This window comes from uncultured Cetobacterium sp. (assembly GCF_945952365.1).
Lineage (GTDB): Bacteria > Fusobacteriota > Fusobacteriia > Fusobacteriales > Fusobacteriaceae > Cetobacterium_A.
In genome coordinates, this window is record NZ_CAMFHX010000003.1 from 53,325 (window position 1) to 71,988 (window position 18,664).

Annotated in this window: 20 protein-coding genes; 15 read left to right on the plus strand and 5 right to left on the minus strand. The window is 29.2% G+C overall.

Going from position 1 to position 18,664, the window contains the following annotated elements; all coding sequences use genetic code 11:
- Window positions 1–167 precede the first annotated feature (167 nt).
- From Q0O83_RS01565 to Q0O83_RS01585, 5 genes are all read left to right on the plus strand, one after another.
- Window positions 168–1,382: a DEAD/DEAH box helicase gene (locus Q0O83_RS01565; RefSeq protein ID WP_294093485.1), complete on the plus strand. Its 1,215-nt coding sequence runs from the start codon at window positions 168–170 to the stop codon at window positions 1,380–1,382.
- Between the two features lie 33 nt (window positions 1,383–1,415).
- Window positions 1,416–1,997: an HD family hydrolase gene (locus tag Q0O83_RS01570; RefSeq protein WP_294093487.1), complete on the plus strand. Its 582-nt coding sequence runs from the start codon at window positions 1,416–1,418 to the stop codon at window positions 1,995–1,997.
- Between the two features lie 214 nt (window positions 1,998–2,211).
- Window positions 2,212–2,484, plus strand: a complete 273-nt coding sequence (locus tag Q0O83_RS01575; RefSeq protein WP_294093489.1) for an HU family DNA-binding protein — start codon at window positions 2,212–2,214, stop codon at window positions 2,482–2,484.
- Between the two features lie 73 nt (window positions 2,485–2,557).
- Window positions 2,558–4,147, plus strand: coding sequence for an FAD-dependent protein (locus Q0O83_RS01580; protein WP_294093491.1), 1,590 nt, complete (start codon window positions 2,558–2,560; stop codon window positions 4,145–4,147).
- Between the two features lie 30 nt (window positions 4,148–4,177).
- Window positions 4,178–5,398, plus strand: a complete 1,221-nt coding sequence (locus Q0O83_RS01585; RefSeq protein WP_294093493.1) for a radical SAM protein — start codon at window positions 4,178–4,180, stop codon at window positions 5,396–5,398.
- A gap of 66 nt (window positions 5,399–5,464) precedes the next feature.
- Here the strand turns inward: Q0O83_RS01585 and Q0O83_RS01590 are convergent, their stop codons facing one another.
- A complete protein-coding gene (locus Q0O83_RS01590; protein ID WP_294093495.1) occupies window positions 5,465–6,019 on the minus strand; it encodes a DJ-1 family glyoxalase III in 555 nt (184 codons plus the stop codon).
- 102 nt (window positions 6,020–6,121) lie between these two features.
- Between Q0O83_RS01590 and Q0O83_RS01595 the strand changes: the two genes are divergently transcribed.
- The 7 genes from Q0O83_RS01595 (at window position 6,122) to Q0O83_RS01625 (ending at window position 11,846) form a co-directional block, all read left to right on the plus strand.
- Window positions 6,122–6,769, plus strand: a complete 648-nt coding sequence (locus tag Q0O83_RS01595) for an epoxyqueuosine reductase QueH (protein WP_294093497.1) — start codon at window positions 6,122–6,124, stop codon at window positions 6,767–6,769.
- Window positions 6,756–7,676, plus strand: coding sequence for a TIGR01212 family radical SAM protein (locus Q0O83_RS01600; RefSeq protein ID WP_294093499.1), 921 nt, complete (start codon window positions 6,756–6,758; stop codon window positions 7,674–7,676). The genes Q0O83_RS01595 and Q0O83_RS01600 overlap by 14 nt, the downstream gene beginning before the upstream one ends.
- The gene (locus Q0O83_RS01605) at window positions 7,676–8,533 is read left to right on the plus strand and encodes a MurR/RpiR family transcriptional regulator (RefSeq protein WP_294093501.1); all 858 of its coding nucleotides are present in this window, start codon (window positions 7,676–7,678) and stop codon (window positions 8,531–8,533) included. The genes Q0O83_RS01600 and Q0O83_RS01605 overlap by 1 nt, the downstream gene beginning before the upstream one ends.
- 117 nt (window positions 8,534–8,650) lie before the next feature.
- A complete protein-coding gene (nagB, locus tag Q0O83_RS01610) occupies window positions 8,651–9,481 on the plus strand; it encodes a glucosamine-6-phosphate deaminase (protein WP_294093503.1) in 831 nt (276 codons plus the stop codon).
- A gap of 15 nt (window positions 9,482–9,496) precedes the next feature.
- The gene (nagA, locus tag Q0O83_RS01615) at window positions 9,497–10,636 is read left to right on the plus strand and encodes an N-acetylglucosamine-6-phosphate deacetylase (protein WP_294093506.1); all 1,140 of its coding nucleotides are present in this window, start codon (window positions 9,497–9,499) and stop codon (window positions 10,634–10,636) included.
- An 84-nt stretch (window positions 10,637–10,720) separates the two neighbouring features.
- A complete protein-coding gene (locus Q0O83_RS01620) occupies window positions 10,721–11,269 on the plus strand; it encodes a YeeE/YedE thiosulfate transporter family protein (RefSeq protein ID WP_366515943.1) in 549 nt (182 codons plus the stop codon).
- A 1-nt stretch (window position 11,270) separates the two neighbouring features.
- Window positions 11,271–11,846 (plus strand): YeeE/YedE thiosulfate transporter family protein, encoded by a 576-nt coding sequence (locus Q0O83_RS01625; protein WP_294093510.1) that lies wholly within the window; start codon window positions 11,271–11,273, stop codon window positions 11,844–11,846.
- Window positions 11,847–11,877: 31 nt separating this feature from the next.
- Here Q0O83_RS01625 and Q0O83_RS01630 read toward each other — a convergent pair whose 3' ends face one another.
- The 3 genes from Q0O83_RS01630 to Q0O83_RS01640 all read right to left on the minus strand — a co-directional run bounded on the left by Q0O83_RS01630 (window position 11,878) and on the right by Q0O83_RS01640 (window position 14,586).
- On the minus strand, window positions 11,878–12,714 hold the full coding sequence (locus Q0O83_RS01630) for an NAD(P)H-hydrate dehydratase (protein WP_294093512.1): 837 nt from the start codon (window positions 12,712–12,714) through the stop codon (window positions 11,878–11,880).
- A 156-nt stretch (window positions 12,715–12,870) separates the two neighbouring features.
- Window positions 12,871–13,863 (minus strand): tyrosine-type recombinase/integrase, encoded by a 993-nt coding sequence (locus Q0O83_RS01635; protein ID WP_294093513.1) that lies wholly within the window; start codon window positions 13,861–13,863, stop codon window positions 12,871–12,873.
- 42 nt (window positions 13,864–13,905) lie between these two features.
- On the minus strand, window positions 13,906–14,586 hold the full coding sequence (locus tag Q0O83_RS01640; RefSeq protein ID WP_294093515.1) for a pseudouridine synthase: 681 nt from the start codon (window positions 14,584–14,586) through the stop codon (window positions 13,906–13,908).
- A 244-nt stretch (window positions 14,587–14,830) separates the two neighbouring features.
- Between Q0O83_RS01640 and Q0O83_RS01645 the strand changes: the two genes are divergently transcribed.
- Entirely contained in the window at window positions 14,831–15,373 is a 543-nt protein-coding gene (locus Q0O83_RS01645; RefSeq protein ID WP_294093518.1) for a hypothetical protein, read from the plus strand.
- A gap of 57 nt (window positions 15,374–15,430) precedes the next feature.
- Here Q0O83_RS01645 and nfo read toward each other — a convergent pair whose 3' ends face one another.
- A complete protein-coding gene (gene nfo, locus Q0O83_RS01650; RefSeq protein ID WP_294093520.1) occupies window positions 15,431–16,297 on the minus strand; it encodes a deoxyribonuclease IV in 867 nt (288 codons plus the stop codon).
- Between the two features lie 143 nt (window positions 16,298–16,440).
- Here nfo and Q0O83_RS01655 point away from each other — a divergent pair, with 143 nt between their 5' ends.
- Window positions 16,441–17,535 (plus strand): alanyl-tRNA editing protein, encoded by a 1,095-nt coding sequence (locus Q0O83_RS01655; protein ID WP_294093522.1) that lies wholly within the window; start codon window positions 16,441–16,443, stop codon window positions 17,533–17,535.
- A 59-nt stretch (window positions 17,536–17,594) separates the two neighbouring features.
- A complete protein-coding gene (gene rlmN / locus Q0O83_RS01660; protein WP_294093526.1) occupies window positions 17,595–18,641 on the plus strand; it encodes a 23S rRNA (adenine(2503)-C(2))-methyltransferase RlmN in 1,047 nt (348 codons plus the stop codon).
- Window positions 18,642–18,664: the final 23 nt, after the last annotated feature.

Genomic DNA, 18,664 nt, shown 5'->3' on the forward strand with positions numbered 1-18,664 from the left:
CAAATTCCTCCTAAATATAAAAAAAATAAATAAATATATTTTAACAGATTTTTTACAAAAGTCAAAGATTAAAATTACAGAATTAAACTTATGTTTATTTATTTCTTTTTTTAGAGATAAATGTTATAATAAACAATTGAAGAATATATAGATTTAAAGGAGAATATGTGAATAATTTTAATGAATTAAAAGTTAATAAAAATATAGTTGAGCTTTTAGCTAAAAAAGGTATAAAAGAACCAACAGAAATTCAAACAGAGGCGATTCCAGTTATTTTAAACGATAAGGATGTAATAGGACAAGCTTCAACAGGAAGTGGAAAGACGTTTGCTTTTGGAATTCCGTTAATACAAAAAATTAAAACAGTTGGAAAAGACCCCTCAGGACTTATTATTGTTCCTACAAGAGAGTTAGCTATTCAAATAGCTGATGAGTTAGAAAAAATAAACTTTGAGAATAAGAAAATACTTCTAACTTATGGAGGAAGAGAGATAGCAGGTCAGATTGAGAATTTAAAAACAGGAGTAGATATAGTTATTGGTACACCTGGAAGATTAGTTGACTTAATAGAAAGAAAAGCAATAAACCTTTTAAAAATAAAAACTCTAATTTTAGATGAAGTAGATCAAATGCTTCTTATGGGATTCAGAAATGAAATTGATAAAATAATAGAGGTTTGTAATAGAAAAAGACAAACACTTTGTTTCTCAGCAACAATAGACTCGACAGTTAAAAAAATGGCATATAGAATTACAAAAGAGCCAGTAAATATAGTTATTGAAAGTAAGGAAAATAAATTAGCAAATATAAATCAGTATGTAATCAAAACAAGTGATAGAAGAAAGCTAGATACACTTTGTTCTTTACTAAACGAAACAAATCCATTTATGGGAATAATTTTCTGTAGAACAAAAGTTAGAGTGGATAGTTTAGAAGAGGAACTTTCAGCTAGAGGATATTCTTGTCAGAAATTACATAGTGATATTCCACAAGCTAAAAGAGAAAAAATAATGAAAGCTTTTAAAGATGTAGAGTTCCAATTCTTAGTAGCAACAGATGTTGCAGCTAGAGGAGTAGATATAACAGGAGTAACTCATATATTTAACTATGATATAACAGAGGATGTTGAAAGTTATATCCATAGAATAGGTAGAACAGGAAGAGCTGGTGAAAAAGGTGATTCATACCTATTTGTAACGGATAGAAATACAGAGATGTTAATAGATATTCAAAAGCAAATAAAAATGAATATTCCTGAAAAAGAGGTTGAGTATATTTCTGGAGTTATGTCAGCCTTAGAACTACCTAAAAAGAAATACAATAAGAAAATAAACGCAAGAACAAAAAATATAGAAGAGCAAAAAAAGCGTTATAGACAATAAAAACGAAACTAAAAAAAGGGGTTGTGTGTTAAAGTGGAAAGAATACAAAAGCAGATGGAATTTTTATTTGAAATCGATAAAATAAAGGATATTTTTAGACAATCTTTAGTTGTTGAAGGAAAAAGAGAGGAAAATGATGCAGAGCACAGCTGGCATATGGCCTTAGTTGCTTTAACTATAAAAGAATACTTCCAAGGTGAGGTAAATTTAGAAAAATCGCTGAAAATGATTTTGATTCATGATTTAGTCGAAATTTATGCTGGAGATACTCCTGCTTTTGGTGCTGTAAGACCTGATAAGGCAGATGAAGAGTTGAAAGCTGCTGTTAAAATTTTCTCTCTCCTACCAGAGGATCAAAAAGAGTATTTCTTAAATCTATGGTTAGAGTTTGAAGCGTGTGAGAGTAATGAAGCTAAGTTTGCTAATGTTTGTGATAGGTATCAAGGGTTTATGCAAAATTTAACTTCAGATGGTCATACTTGGAGAAAATTCAATGCTCCTTTAGAAATGGTTTTAAAAAGAGCAGAGGTTATAAAGAAGTACACTCCAGAATTGTATGAAAAATACATGCTTCCTCAATTTTTATCATATAAAGAGAGAGGAATTATAAAATAATAAATAGTCTTTAAAATGTTAGATATATTGCTTTTTATGTACCTTTATGGTATTATTTAATGTATTAAAATAAAAAAAACAAAAAAATATCTATAAAGTATTGACATTTAAGGGTTTAGTGAGTATAATCGGTTTAAAGATACCATAAATCAAGGGTTTTCAAGTTTTTGGTTTCTTGTATATTATATTTTATAATAGTTCAAGGAGGGTAACAATGACTAAAAAAGAGTTTATCGAATTATTTGCAAAAACAGGTGAATACACTAAAAAAGATGCAGAGAAAGCAGTTAAGTTATTTTTAGATTTAGTTGAACAAAAGCTAGTTGAAGGTGAACCAGTATCATTTATCGGATGGGGAAAATTTGAAGTAGTTACTAGAGCAGCCAGAAGCGTAAGAAACCCACAAACAGGTAAGAAAATGAAATTAAAAGAGAAAAAAGTTGTTAAATTTAGAGTTGGTAAAACTTTAGAGGAGAAAATAGGATAATTATGGAATGCTTCGAATACAATTCTTTTGGAGAATAACATTCGAAGCTTTTTTATTGAAAAAGAGGTGTAAAGTGAAAATCGTTATAAACAACATTAATGTTTCTATTGAGAGAGATCAAAACCTTGAACTGAAAAAAGAGATCATCAAAAGAGGTATTAAAGAAGAGAATATAGAAAGAATAGAATATTCTAAAAGATCAATAGATAGCAGAAAAAAAACAGAGATAAAATTTGTTTACAATATAGAAGTAACACTAAAAAAAGATGTAGATTTATCTACTTTAACAAATGTGAATTTAGCTAAAGAGATTATAGAGGATACATTAATTGGAAAAACAGGAGTAGAAAGAGTTGCTGTTATAGGTGCAGGGCCAGCAGGTCTTTTCGCGGCATTAAGATTATGTGAATTAGGGATAAAGCCTATTATATATGAACGTGGAGAAAAAGTAGACGACAGAGATAAAACTATCGATGAGTTTATAAAATTTAGTATGTTAAATCCAAACTCAAATATTCAATTTGGAGAGGGAGGAGCTGGAACTTATTCTGATGGAAAGCTAAATACTAGAGTTAAAAGTGGATACATGAATAAAGTTTTCTTAGAATTAGTAGAGAATGGGGCTCAAGAACAAATTCTTTGGGATTATAAACCACACGTTGGAACAGATGTTTTAAAAGTTGTAGTAAAAAATCTAAGAGAAAAAATTATAAAAATGGGTGGAGAGTTTCATTTTAACACTCTTATAAAAGATATAGTTATTTTAGATGGAGTGGTTAAAGGTTTAAAAATACAAAATCTAAAATCACAAATTTTAATTGAAGAGACTGAACTATTTGATCATGTTGTCTTAGGAATAGGACACTCTTCAAGAGATACCTATAGAATGTTACACTCTAAAGGTGTTTTCATGGAAAATAAACCATTTGCTATTGGAGCTAGAATTGAACATCCAAGAGTTGATATAGATACTATGCAATATGGAAAAATGGCATCTCATCCTAACTTAGAAGCTGCAACATATAGCTTAACTTATAACAATAGAGAAGAGGAGAGAGGAGTTTTCTCATTCTGTATGTGTCCAGGTGGAGTAATAGTTAATGCAGCATCACAAGAGGGTGGAAGTTTAGTTAATGGAATGAGTTATTCTACAAGAGATGGAAGATTTTCTAACTCAGCTTTAGTTGTTGGTGTAAAAGCTAATGAGTTTGGAGATGAACTGTTCTCTGGAATGGAATACCAAGATAGATTAGAGAAAATGACATATGACGAAGTAGGGAACTACGGAGCTCTTTATCAAAATACATTGGATTTCTTAAAAGATAAGAAAACGAATAGAAAAATAGAGTCAAGTTATGAGATGGAACTTAAAAGTCATGACTTAAACAGTTTATTCCCTAAAGTTATAGCTGACAATATGAAAAAAGCTATGGGATATTGGGAAAAAACACAGAGAAACTTTATAAGTGAGCATGCAAATTTAATTGGTCCAGAAACAAGAACTTCTGCACCAGTGAAAATAACTAGAAATGAACTTGGAGAATCAATCAATACGAAAGGTCTTTATCCAATAGGAGAGGGAGCAGGATATGCTGGTGGAATTATCAGTGCTGCTATTGATGGATTTAAAATTATAGATTTAGCATTTGCAACAGCAAAATAATTAGAGTAATCGAGAATAGGAGAAAAAATAATGAGAATTTCAAAAAAAGAAGCATTAGAGTGGTTTAGTCATTTATCATCTCTTTCAGGAGATAAAACAGAAGTTTATAAAAGATTTAGCCCAATTATAGAATCAACTATGAGACAGATAGAGTTAGCTGTAAATAAAAAACATGCTGATATGAAATCTGAAATTGGAGATTTAAAAGATTTAAAGGGAAGAACATTTTTTGTTGGAGATCAACAAAAGTTTCCAAAAGGATGTGTTTCTTGCTTATTTGGTGACGGTTTAGGTGGAATAAGAAAAACTCATGAGTGTAATCTACTTTGTAAATTCTGTTACTATCATGATAATATAGATAATCAAGAACCTATTCCTGATGGAATGTGGGAGATAGGAGAAACTCTTTACTATGAAGAGGATATAGACCTATTATTATCAATACAGAAAAAACCAAGTGGAATTGCTTATGTTTACTTAGAGCCGTTCTTAGAGATTGAAAAATATTACGGTATCATTAAAAAGTTAAGTGATGCTGGAGTATATCAACATATGTATACAAATGGATCTCTTTGCACAAGAGAAAATCTACAAAAATTAGGAGAAGCTGGATTAAACGAGTTAAGATTTAATTTAGGTGCTGTAAAATGTAGTGATAAAGTTATAGAGAATATGGCAATGGCAAAAGAATATATTCCTATGGTAGGAATAGAGACTCCAATGACTCCAGAGTTTTATTCTGAGTTCTTAAAGAAAAAGGAAGCAATTTTAAATACAGGAATAGATTTTATAAACTGTGCTGAACTTCATTTTGGAGAGGATAACATAAACAACTATGTTGGAGAGAAAATGTATATGGCTAGAAGAGGATACATATCACCTCTATGGTCTAGAGAGATTACATTTAAACTTATGAAAGCAGCAGTTGAAGAGAATTGGCCAGTTGTTGTTCACGATTGTTCGAATCATACAAAATACTCTAGAGAGTTAAATAAAAATTCAAAGCAAGGTCAAGCTTTTGGTGCTACAACTTACATGAGTGAATTTGATAGATTCTTACCTCACTTATTCTTAGCAACATTAGAGGATGAAGATTTCAAATTCCTAAATGAAGATGAGTTACCAGAGAATTTAAAATTAGAAAATTGTATTGAAGAAATAGATTTTCTTTTAGTTGAAGAAGAGGATGAGATGTACGACGGATTCTTTGAGGAAGACTTCGATGAGGAAGACGAAGAGGATGAAGAGTAATATATAACAAGAAATGAAGAGATAGATTTTTTATCTCTTCATTTTATTTTTAAAAGCTATATTTTATTATGCTAACTCCATTCCTTTTTTCACTTTAAGAATAGTTGCTTCATCAACGAAAACACTAGCTAAAGCAAATCCAAACTCAACTGATTTTCCGGCCCCTGGAGAAGTTATTAAATTTCTATCAATAACTGCATCCCCCTCCAAATAGTTTAAACTATTCATATCCTCTTTTACAGAAGTATGACAAGTGAATTTATAATCTGAGATTAAATTATTAACTCCTAAAATTGTTGGTCCACCACATATAGCTCCAACGTATCTATTATCATTTAAATATTCTTTTACAATTTTAATAACTTTTTCATCTGTTCTAAGATTAACAAATCCAGGGAATCCTCCAGGTATAACAACCATTACTCCCTCTCCTGAATTCATATTTTCAATATTAATATCAGCTATAACTTTTACTTTTTGAGCTGATTCAACCTCTAAAGTATTCTCTAAAGTAGATACAGTAACTACATTTAATCCAGCTCTTCTTAAAACATCTACTGGTGCCATTGCTTCAATAAGTTCAAAACCATTAGCTAACATTATAAAAATTTTTTTATTCATAAAACACCTCCGAAAAATATTTAACCTAATTATAACAGAAACCTTAAAAAAACACTAGATTATATGATATAATCATTATATAACTGAAAAAGGAATGATTGTATGAAAATAAATTATGAATTAGAAATGCAAAAAGAGCTAGATAAAATAGGACTTAATAGTGGAAAGAAACTATTGATACATTCTTGTTGTGCACCATGTAGTTGTGCAATACTTGAATATTTAAAAACATATGTAGATATTGATATATATTTTTACAACCCTAATATTACAGAAAAAGAGGAGTATATTACAAGATTAGAAGAACAATATACTTTTAATGATGCTATGGAATTTGGAATGACTATTATAGAAGGAGAATATAGTCCTGGAAAAGATTTTATAGAAAAAATAAAAGGGTTTGAAAAAGAGAAGGAGGGAGGGGCTAGATGTCGTAAGTGTTACAGACTAAGAATGGAAGCTACAGCAAAAAAAGCAAAAGAGTTAGGCTATGAATACTTCACAACTGTCTTAAGTATTAGTCCGATGAAAAATTCAGCATGGATTAATGAAATTGGAATTGAATTAGAGGAAGAGTATGGTATTAAATTTTTAAGAGGTGACTTCAAGAAAAAAAGTCGATACTTAAGAAGCGTTAATCTTTCTAGAGAGCATGATTTATACAGACAAGATTATTGTGGGTGTATTTACTCTAAATTGGAAAGAATAGAAAAAGAGAGAGAAAAGGAAAAGATAGATGGTGAAGTATAATAATAGAAGGTTCTATTCACTTAATGATTACTTTAAAGATACTTTTGAAGAAAAAATATTTAAGGTTTCATTAGATGGTGGATTTACTTGTCCGAATAGAGATGGTAAAGTTGCTCACGGTGGATGTATATTTTGTAGTGATGCAGGAAGTGGTGATTTTGCAGGAAATAGAAGGAAGAGTATAACTGAGCAAATAGATGAGCAGTTAGAATTTATGAAAGATAAAATAAAAGATAATAAAGTAATTGCGTATTTTCAAAATTTTACAAACACATATGGTGAGGTAAAATATTTAAGACAGATATATTATGAGGCATTAAATCATCCCAAAGTGATAGGCTTAGCTATAGGAACTAGACCTGATTGTATAGATGATGATGTATTACAACTTTTAGAAGAGATTAATCAAAATTATTTCTTCTGGTTAGAATTAGGATTGCAAACTATAGATGATAAGGTAGCTAAACTTATAAACAGAGGATATGATTTACCAGTTTATTTAAATGCAGCAAAAAAATTAAAAGAAAAAAATATAAAGTTTGTTACTCATATGATTATTGGTTTACCAAATGAGGAGAGAGAAGATATTTTAAAAACAGCTAAATGTATTGTTGACTCAGGTGCTTGGGGTATAAAGATTCATTCGCTTCATATAATAAAAGGAACTAGATTAGAAAAACTTTATAATGAAATTAAATTTAAAGTATTTACAATGGAAGAATATGTTGAGATGGTTGTAACAATTTTAAAATCTCTTCCTGAAAATATGGTTGTACATAGAGTGACTGGTGATGGAAAAAAAGAAGAGGTTGTAGAGCCTTTATGGAGTTTAAATAAACGTAAAGTGTTAAATGAAATAGAAAAAGAATTAAAAAAGAGAGAATATATGCAGATGGAGGATGAATAATGGGTGGTACACTTATAAAATTAAAAGAATATCAAGAGAGTTTTACTAAAAATGAGAAAAAAATATCAAATTTTTTATTAGAAAATACAGATGAAATAAAAGTATTAAATACTTATGATTTAGCAATAAAATGTGATGTGAGTCAGGCATCAGTGGTTAGATTTGCTAAAAAACTTGGATTTAAAGGATTCCCTGAGTTTAAAATAGCATTAGCTGGGGATTTAGCTATGAGAAATAACGAAAAAGAGATCAATATAATATATGACGAAATTCAATTTGATGATAGTACAGAGACTTTAGCTAAAAAAGTAGTTTATGAAAATATCAAGAGTGTTGAGGATACATATAAAATTTTAAATTTTGAAGAGATTGAAAAAGCTGCAAAGACTATCGATAAAGCAAATAGAATATTTATACTAGGTGCAGGATTCTCTGGAATTATAGCAAGAGATTTCCAATATAAACTTTGGGAGCTAGGAAAAAATGTTATCTTTGAAACAGACCAACATATTCAATTGACAAATGCATCTACAGCAGGAGAGGGAGATGTAGTTTTCGTTATATCTTATAGTGGACAAACATTAGATATTTATCAAAGTATTTTAGAGTTTAAAGATAGAGGGGTAAAGGTTATTACATTAACAAAATTTGCAGCAAATCCTATTAAAGATATTGGGGATGTATCATTAAGTACAATTGTTGAAAAAAGTAATTTAAGATCAACTTCACTTTCTTCAAGAATGGCTCAACTTACAGTTATAGATATACTGTATATAAAATTGATCCAAATGGATAGAGATAAAGCAAACAAGTTAATTGGTGATGCAGTTGAGAGTGTAAAAAAATTCAAAATGTAAATATAATTCATAAAAATGAAACTCTAAAGAAAAAAAGTTTCTAAAAAGATTGACTTTTAAGAAAATAAATGGTAACTTTATTATAGAATATATAATTAAATCGAGGGAGTGATTTTAATGAGAGTAATTATAACAGAAAAAAATATCGGAGATTGGGCAGCTGTATATGTTGCTAAAAAAATATTAGCAGCAAAGCCGACTGCTGAAAAACCATTTGTTTTAGGACTACCTACTGGTGGAACACCTTTAGAGATGTATAGAAGATTAATTCAATTCTGTAAAGATGGAATTATTTCATTTGAAAACATTATTACATTTAATATGGATGAGTATGTTGGATTATCTCCAGCAAATGACCAAAGTTACCACTACTATATGTATGAAAACTTCTTTAAGCATATCGATATTAAAGAGGAAAATATAAACATACTTAATGGATTAGCAACTGATTATAAGCAAGAGTGTGAAGAATACGAAGCTAAAATAAAAGCTGTTGGAGGAATTGATTTATTCTTAGGAGGAATCGGACCTGATGGACATATCGCTTTCAATGAGCCAGGATCATCTTTAAGTTCAAGAACTAGAGATAAAGAGTTAACTATGGATACAATTATAGCTAATGCTAGATTCTTCGGTGGAGATATTGATAGAGTACCTAAACTTTCTTTAACTGTAGGAGTTGGAACAATTCTTGATGCAAAAGAAGTTTTAATAATGGTAAATGGGCATGGAAAAGCAAGAGCTTTACACCATGCAGTTGAGCAAGGAGTAAATCATATGTGGACTATCAGTGCACTTCAGTTACATCCAAAAGGTATTATCGTTTCTGATGAAGCTGCTTGTACAGAGTTAAAAGTTGGAACTTATAGATATTTCAAAGATATTGAAAGTGCTAATTTAGATACAGATCTACTAATAGAAGAGTTATACAAAAGTTGTGGAAAGTAAGGAGATGAATTGTTGATGAAAGCTATAATAAATGGAGAGTTATTTATAGGAAATAAATTCTATACTGGAAAAGCTTTGATTCTTGATGGAGAGAGAATAGTAGATATAATATCTGAAGATGAATTAAAATCAACTTACGGAGATATAGAAACTGTAGATGCAGAAAAAGGATATGTTACTCCTGGATTTATAGATTTACAACTAAATGGTTGTGGAGGAGTTCTTTTCAATGATAATATAAGTTTAGAAACTTTAGAAATCATGCACAAAACAAATTTAAAATATGGATGTACTTCTTTTACTCCAACATTAATTACAACTGGAGATGAAAATATACAAAAAGCTTTAGATTTAGTTCAAAGTATTGAGAACAAAGGTAAGTATGGAATTTTAGGTTTACATATAGAAGGACCTTATATCTCTAAAGATAAAAAAGGAATCCATAATCCTAAATTTATAAGAAAAGCTGACGAAGCTATGATAGATAAAATTGTTGCTGCTGGAAAAGAAAATGTAAAAATAATTACATTAGCACCAGAAAATACAGAAAAAGGAATCATTTCGAAACTTCATACAGCGGGAATTCATGTTGCTGCTGGGCATTCTAACGCTACTTATGAAGAAGTGAAAGAAAAAGAAGGTTTTGGAATTACACTTGCAACTCATCTTTACAACGCTATGACATCTTTCAATCATAGAGAGCCTGGAGTTGTAGGAGCTATTTTTGATAGTGATATAAAAGCAGGAGTTATTGCTGATGGTTTCCACTGTCATTATTCAGCTATCAAATCAGCTATCAAAATTATGGGTGAAAGATTATTCTTAGTTACTGATGCTGCTGCTCCTGTAGGAACAAATATGGAGTACTTCTACTTTGAAGGAAATAAAGTTTACTATAAAGATGGTAAATGTTTTGGAGAGGATGGAACTTTAGGTGGTTCAGCTTTAACTATGGATGCAGGAGTTAGAAATCTAGTTAAGTTCTGTGATATAACTTTAGAAGAGGCTATAAGAATGGCAACTCTTTATCCAGCTAAAGCAGTAAACATTGATAATGAATATGGGAAAATATCACCTGGATATTTTGCTGATATAGTAATTTTAGATAAACATTTAAAATTGAAAAAAGTTATAGCAAAAGGTGAGTTAGTATAGTTTTATAAGGGGTAGAGTCTTCTACTCCTTTTTTTATATAAATTATAAAAAAGAAAAAATAATTTTTTGCCGAATAAAAAGGTTATGAACACACTTTCTATAAGGAGGAGAATTATGAAGAATAGATGGATTTTAAAAGGTATTGTTCTTGGGTCAGTTTTTTTCATATCATTACTTTTAATAAAACCTGTTGGAATTTCAACTCAGTTTAGTGTTGTCTCTGGAATGATGCAAAATGCATTTCAAGAAGATATAATCTTTAGAGTTGGAAAAGAGTTTCAAAGTACAGTAGATTATTATAATCAAGATGGAATAGCTAAAAGTATCGCAGTTCCATATAATTTTGGAGTCATCTTCGCTTTAGGAATATTTTTAGGTGGAATGCTAGGAAAAATATTTTTTAGAAAAAATAGTGATTTTGTAGAGATGTCAAATCTTTTAGAAAAAGACAAGATATCTAGAGTTAAACTTTTTATTGGTGGAGTTCTTTTACTTTTTGGGGCGAGAATGGCAAATGGATGTACAAGTGGTCACATGATGAGTGGAGTGATGCAACTTGCAATAAGTAGTATAATTTTTACAGTTATATTTTTTCCAATAGCTATATTAATAGCGAAAAAGGTAGGTGAATGATATGAAGCATTTAATCTTAGGAAATATTCCATTTTTAGGTTTGGCTCTCGGAATTTTATTTGGATTGGCACTTTATTATGCGGGTGCCACAAACAGGGTTATTATTACTAGAATGTTAAAACTAAAAGAGTTAACTCTTATGAAAATAATTTTATTTGCTATTGGTTGGGGTATGAGTTTAACATATTTTGCAGTAGTTTTTAAAATTATAGATTTAGGTCACTTTAGTATAAAGAGTATGAATTTAGGGGTTGTTTTTGGAAGTTTTATTTTGGCGATTGGATTTGGGTTTATTGGACTTTGTCCAGGGACAGCTATTGCAAGTTTTGGTGCAGGTTATCTAAAAAGTATTTATGTTATTATTGGTGGTTTAGTAGGAGCGTATCTGTTCACATTGTCATATCCCATATTAAAAAGTATAGGACTTTTTGAAAATATACTAGGTGGTAAAACTACTCTAATATTTTTAAGTGATAAATATAACTTTTTATTCAAAGGAACTCCTTGGATAGGAGTTGTTATAGGAATAACTCTGATATTGATTTCAATAGTGATTCCTCATTCAATGAAAGAGTAAAAATATTTAAATATAAAAGAGATAGAAAGATTTAACTTCTATCTCTTTTTATTATTTTTGGAAGTATATTTAATAATTCTGTTGGAGTTACTGAATGATACGAGTTTGAGAAAAAATCTCCAGCATCTCCGTGGAAATATGTAGCTAAAATAGTTGCATCTAAAGGTGAGTATTTTTGACTGATAAAACTACCGATCATACCACTTAAAACATCACCCATTCCGCCGGTAGCCATAACACTATTTCCGGCTGTATTTATAAAAAAGTTTTCATTTTCTGCAATCAAAGTTTTGTGATCTTTTAAAAGTAAAATGCAATTATAATTTTTAGCAAACTCTTTTCCAAGTTCTATCCGATTTGATTTTATATATTCAATATCTAAATTTGTCATTCTAGAAAACTCTCCATAGTGCGGTGTTAAAATTGTGGGGAATTGTCTAGATTTTAATAAATTTAAATTGTTATTTTTGCAGAGTAGAGTAATTCCATCTGCATCTATAACTATAGGTTTTTTATACTTTAAAAGTAACTCTTTTAGTAAAGTTTCATTTCTATCATTTACACCAAATCCGCATCCAAAAACGATACTTGAATACTTAGATAAATTTTCTAAAATATTAACTTCATCTAAATCTATGAGCATAACTTCATTTAATTTTATAGAGAAAATATCAAAAGTTTCATGATAACTTCCTAAAGTTGTAAGCCCTGAACCAGATTTTACAGCTCCCATACTAGAAAAAAATCCAGCTCCAACCTTTCCTTTGCTTCCACATAAAATTAAAGTGTGTCCAAAATCACCTTTATACTCATCACCTTTTCGAGGAGAAAATATAGTTTTTATCAAATTAGAATCAATGAAATGCATAAAAACCTCCTATAATTATTTCGAGTAATTATTATTTCTAAGATATAAAACTATAACTACATATAATGTTAATTATATGTAGTTGTTTAACAAAAATAACAGTTATTTTAATTAAAATTATTTTTATAATCTTGTAATTTGTTATATTATAAAGTTTTAAAAGTCGTCATCCATACTTTGCACTGGTATTTTATCAAGGACCCTCTTTTCAATAAGTGATTTAGCATTTATATAAACCTCTGTAACTTTTGTATCTGAATGCCCTAAGAAGTCTCTTATCTCTATTAAATCTGCTCCATTTAATGAAAGCTCTGTTGCAATAGCATGACGAATATTATGTGGACTGATATCTTTATTTATAACAGTTCCCATCTCTTGAATAACATTGTACAAACCTCTATAAGAAAGTGGTTTGTTTTTTTCAAAAGAGCTATAAAAAAGATACTGCTCTTCTAAAAAATCTTCATCTACTCCATATACATTAGTTAGGTAATTTTTATAATCATCAATCTTCTTTATTAAAAAATTGTGTAAAGGTTTATACTGCTCTCTTCCACTTTTAGTCTTTTCTAACTTTACAAAATACTCTCCATTTCTTTTAAGAATATGTTTAAATTGTAAAGACAACAATTCCTGACTTCTCATCCCAGTATAAAAAAGAGTATGAAGAATCAGAGTGTTTCTATACTCTTTTTCTCCATTCACTTTATAATTTTTTAGAATCTCTTTTATATCATCAAAAGATACTTTTAAAATATTATCTAGATTTCTACTGGTTTTAAAAAGTCCAATATATTTAAATGGATTTTCATAACCATTTTTTTCGAGCTCTCTATAAAGAGATTTTAAAGAAGATATAACTTTGTTGACAGAAGTTTTTTTCATATCTCTTTCATTTATGAGATGAGAAAGATAATCCTCAATATCACTTTTTTCAATTCCAGTCATAAGTTCGATTATTTCATCTCCCTCTATCGGTGAATCACCATCATATACATATGTTAAAAAATCTTTCAGATAAAAAAAATAATCCTTCATAGTTTTAGGAGATTTATATATTTCAAATATACTTTTCTTATCCTCTTTCGGTTTTCTTTTTCTACGTTGGGTACTTATTTCGTGTTTTTCTTTAATGATAATCTCGTTCATGTTCCTCCTCTTAATAAGTCCTATCATTTTTTATACGGAAATTTAAATTATATCATCTCTTTCTATCTCTCTAACTTCACATGGAACCATATCATCAAGAGTTAACTTTCCGAAAGTTTCTCTTTTTAAATATAAAACTTCATTGTTAACAGCTTTTAGCATTTTTTTAACTTGATGGAATTTCCCCTCTTTTATATTTAAAAGAATCTCTTTCGAATGAACAACTTCTACTTTTGCAGGTTGAGTTACATATCCTCCTATATCCACACCTGTTTCTAGTTGAGCAATCTCTCCCTCTCCAATCTCATCTCTTAAAATAACACGATATATTTTATCTACATGTTTTTTAGGAGAAGTAACTTCGTGGGCTAACTTACCATCATTTGTAAACATAAGTAATCCCTCTGTATCTTTATCTAATCTTCCAACAGGAAATAGATCTTTTTTATTCACCCAATCAGGTAGTAAATCCATAACCGTTTTTTCTTTCTTATCTTCTGTTGCAGTTATATAACCATCTATTTTATAAAGCTTATAGTATCTAAACTCTTTATATATAACTCTTCTTCCATCATATTCAATAACACTGTTTTGTTCATCTATATTCTTATTGTTATCTTTACATATAGCTCCATCTATTGTAATTAAAGCAGAAGAGATTAATTTTTTTACTTCACTTCTACTTCCTATTCCACACTCTACTAAAAACTTATCTAATCTCAATTTATTCCTCCTAATATTGTTATATTATAATTATAATTCTTAAAAAATATAAAATCAAGTTTTAAATATTTTTATATTTTTTAGCTAGTATAAAATATTGGTAACAACGACTAAAATTCGTTTAACACATAAATTACAAATTTATAAAAATAATTATTTTTTCATGTTTTTTATTTGTTCGATAATAAAAAACATGCTATAATAACTTTAAGAATACAATATTTTATCAAAGGAGATACTTAAAATGGTTGATTTTAAAAAAATAGATATTTTAATGGAGCATATAGAAAATGGAACTATTCCAGAGAATAAAACATTTAATGAGTTTGCACTAGATTTTTATTTAGAAACTAGAACCCTGACACTTTCGAAATATTTAAGACTTAAAGATAGAACTTCTAAAATGCCTAAAATTATGAATACTAAAAAGGCTGGAGAGATTCTTTTTGAAACTGAAAAAAATGATGAAATTAGATCTTTTCTTTCTAGGAAAGGATTTAAAGAACTTCCAGAATTAAACTATACTGCTGTAATGCTACTTAGAAAAGTAGATTTGTTAAGCAATTGGCAAAAATTAGTATTTTTCTTTGAAGGTGGGAGAACAATCCAAGAGATAAATAGTTCATTAAAAAAAGAGTTACTACCTATGGAGGTAGAGAAGCTTGAAAAATTTATAAAAGATGAACTACGTTTAAATGACCAAGAACTAAATTGGCTTTTGGGTAAAATTGAGAAAATTGAAAAAGATAAAGCTTTAGTTAAAGCTGTTAAGAAGTTAACGAGATAATAAAATAAAGACGTACTTCCAAGTTGTTTAAATATACATGGTCGTACGTCTTTAATATTAATCTATTAAACTTCTAAGTAACTCTATCTCTTTTTTCCAAATATTTTCATCTATAGTTTCCATAACAATAGGTATATTTCTAAATCTATCATCATTCATAAACCTTTTAAAGAAGTTCATTCCGATAGTTCCCTCTCCTATGCTGTGGTGTCTATCCTTTTTACTTCCAACTCCAAACATAGAATCATTTAAGTGAACTCCTTTTAAGTATTTAAATCCAACTATACTTTCAAAAGCTTCCATTGTAGAATCATATTCTTCATCTGTTGAAAGAGGATATCCTGCTGCAACAGTATGACAAGTATCTAAACAAACAGCTATTCTAGACTTATCTTCTACTAAAGATATTATATCTCTTAAATGTTCAAACTTATATCCCATATTAGAACCTTGCCCTGCTGTATTTTCTAATACTACTATTACATTAGGAACAAGCTTATGTGCTTCATTTATTGATTGAGCAATTAGTTTTATACACTCATCTTCAGTTACCTCTTTTAAATGACTCCCAGGGTGAGTGTTTAAATATATCAATCCCAATTGATTAACTCTTTGCATCTCATCTATAAAAGCATTTAACGATTTCTCTCTTTTTTCAGGATCGGGACTTCCTAAATTTATTAGATACCCATCATGTGGAAGAATCTGTTCTGGTAAAAACTTATGTCTTCTCATAGCATCTTTAAAAGCTAAGATTTCATCCTCTGTATACTGTTTTGCATCCCATCTTCTTTGGTTTTTCACAAACATTCCAAATCCATTCGCATCTATATCCATAGCATTTTTAAATGCATTAACTACTCCACCTTGTATAGAAACATGTGCACCCAAATATGTATTTTTAATTTTTTCCTCTCTAGTCATAACTACACCTCTATATTTATATCTTTTTATATATAGTATAACACAAAGTATACTTTTTGGATAGAGTTTGAATACTGAATAAAACTATTGAAATACTCTCTATAACATTATAAAATAAAGTATCAAGGTTTTTAGGAGGAAAGATGATTAAAGTACTTTCGTGTGTAAAAGAAAAAGATAATTGGTTGATAGAGGTTGAAACTCATAATCTATATATAGATGGAAAAGGTGGGCAAATAGGTGACCAAGGTTTTATAGGAGATACCAAGATTATAACTGTTCTTGATGATAAAAAAATTATAGTTGAAGGAGAGTTAGTAGCAGGAGAGTATACATATAGTATAGATAAAAATAGAGTTTTTGATATTGGAGTTCAACATACAGCTCAGCATCTTTTCTCAGCTATTGCTTATAACGACTACTCTTTAAATACAGTTGGATTTAGAATGACCGAAACATATACTACAGTAGACTTAGATTCTAAAGATTTGACTGAAACATTTGTAGATGAATTAGAGAGCAAAATTAATAAAGCTATAGGAGAGGGGAAAGAGGTCTTTGAGAAAACTCTTACTAGAGATGAAGCTAACAACATAGATACTTTCAGAAAAAAGATAAGTGATAAAGTTGTAGGAGATGTTAGAATTATATCTATTGAGGGCTTAGATACGAGTGCTTGTGCTGGATATCATGTAAAAAATATATCTGAAATAAGATTATTTAAAATAATTAATTTCGAAAAAATAAAAGGTAATTATACTAGATTTTATTTCTTAGCTGGAGAGAGAGCAATAGATGATTTCATCAGTAAAAACAAAACAATAAAAGAACTAAATAGAGTTTTTAGTTGTAGAGATAATGAGATTATCTCTATGATTGATAAGTTCAACTTTGAAAAAAAAGAAAACGAAACTAAGCTTAGGGAGTTAAGTGTTAAATATTGCGAACTTTTAGCACCTTCTCTTATAAACGAAACCATAGAAAAGAATGAAAAGAAATATATCGTATATAAGGATGAAAAGCATATAATAGAAAATTTAAATAAAGTAATTCCTGATGAATATGTTTTTATTGGAATTTGGGAGAATGGAGGAGTTATTTCTAGTAAATCTCTTCACTGTGGAGAGTTATTAAAAGAGCTTTCAAAAACTATAGCTGATATAAAAGGAGGGGGAAAATCTGAAAGAGCCAACTTTAAAGGAAAGCTTTCTGTGGAAGAGGTTACAAATATATTGTAAATAATTGGAATATCTGTTATAATGGAAATTAGGTATTTATTAGTAACAATGGAGGAAATATGTCAAATAAAATAAATTTACTGAATTTAAATGAACAAGAGCTTACAGATTTTATCGTTTCTTTAGGAATGAAGAAATTCTACGGAAAACAAATCTTCACATGGTTAAACCAAAAAATTGTAAGAGATATCAACGATATGACAAACATATCATTAAAGGATAGAGAGCTTCTAATAGAAAAAGCTTATATTCCATTTTTAAACCTATTAAAGCATCAAGTATCTAAAATAGATAAAACAGAAAAATTCCTATTCAAATTAGAAGATGGAAATACGATAGAAAGTGTTATCTTAAGACACAAAGATAGAACAACTCTTTGCATCTCATCTCAAGTTGGATGTGCTGTTAAGTGTGGATTCTGTGCTACTGGATTAGGTGGATTCACTAGAAACTTAGATGTACATGAAATTGTAAATCAATTCTATACAATCGAGAGAAGATTATTAAAGCAAGGGCTTCAAATAAACAATATCGTATTTATGGGAATGGGAGAACCTATGCTTAATATCGATAACGTTATAAAAGCTATAGATATTCTTTCAAGCGAAAGAGGAGTTAATGTTTCTAAGAGAAGAATCACTATCTCAACTTCTGGAATCATTCCTGGAATTGAAAAGTTATTAGAAGAGAGAATCCCAGTTGAATTAGCAATCTCTTTACACAGTGCTATCGATGAGAAGAGAAGCGAGTTAATGCCAATAAACACAAGATACCCATTAGCTGATTTATTCCCAGTTTTACAAGAGTATCAAAGACAAACAAAAAGAAGAATTACATTTGAATATATTTTAATAAATGATTTCAACGTATCTGAAAACGATTTATCTTACTTAGCTGATTTCGTTCATAACTTTGATCATATATTAAACTTAATTCCTTGTAACCCAGTAGAAGGAAAAGATTACCAAAGACCTTCTCAAAAGAAGATTGAAAAAGTACTTAACTACTTAAAAGATTTCAGAAAAGTAAACGCTACTATCAGAGGAGAAAAAGGAACTGATATTGACGGTGCTTGTGGACAGTTAAGACAAAAAAATTCAAAGTAGTCAAAATAATTAAAAATGGAGAT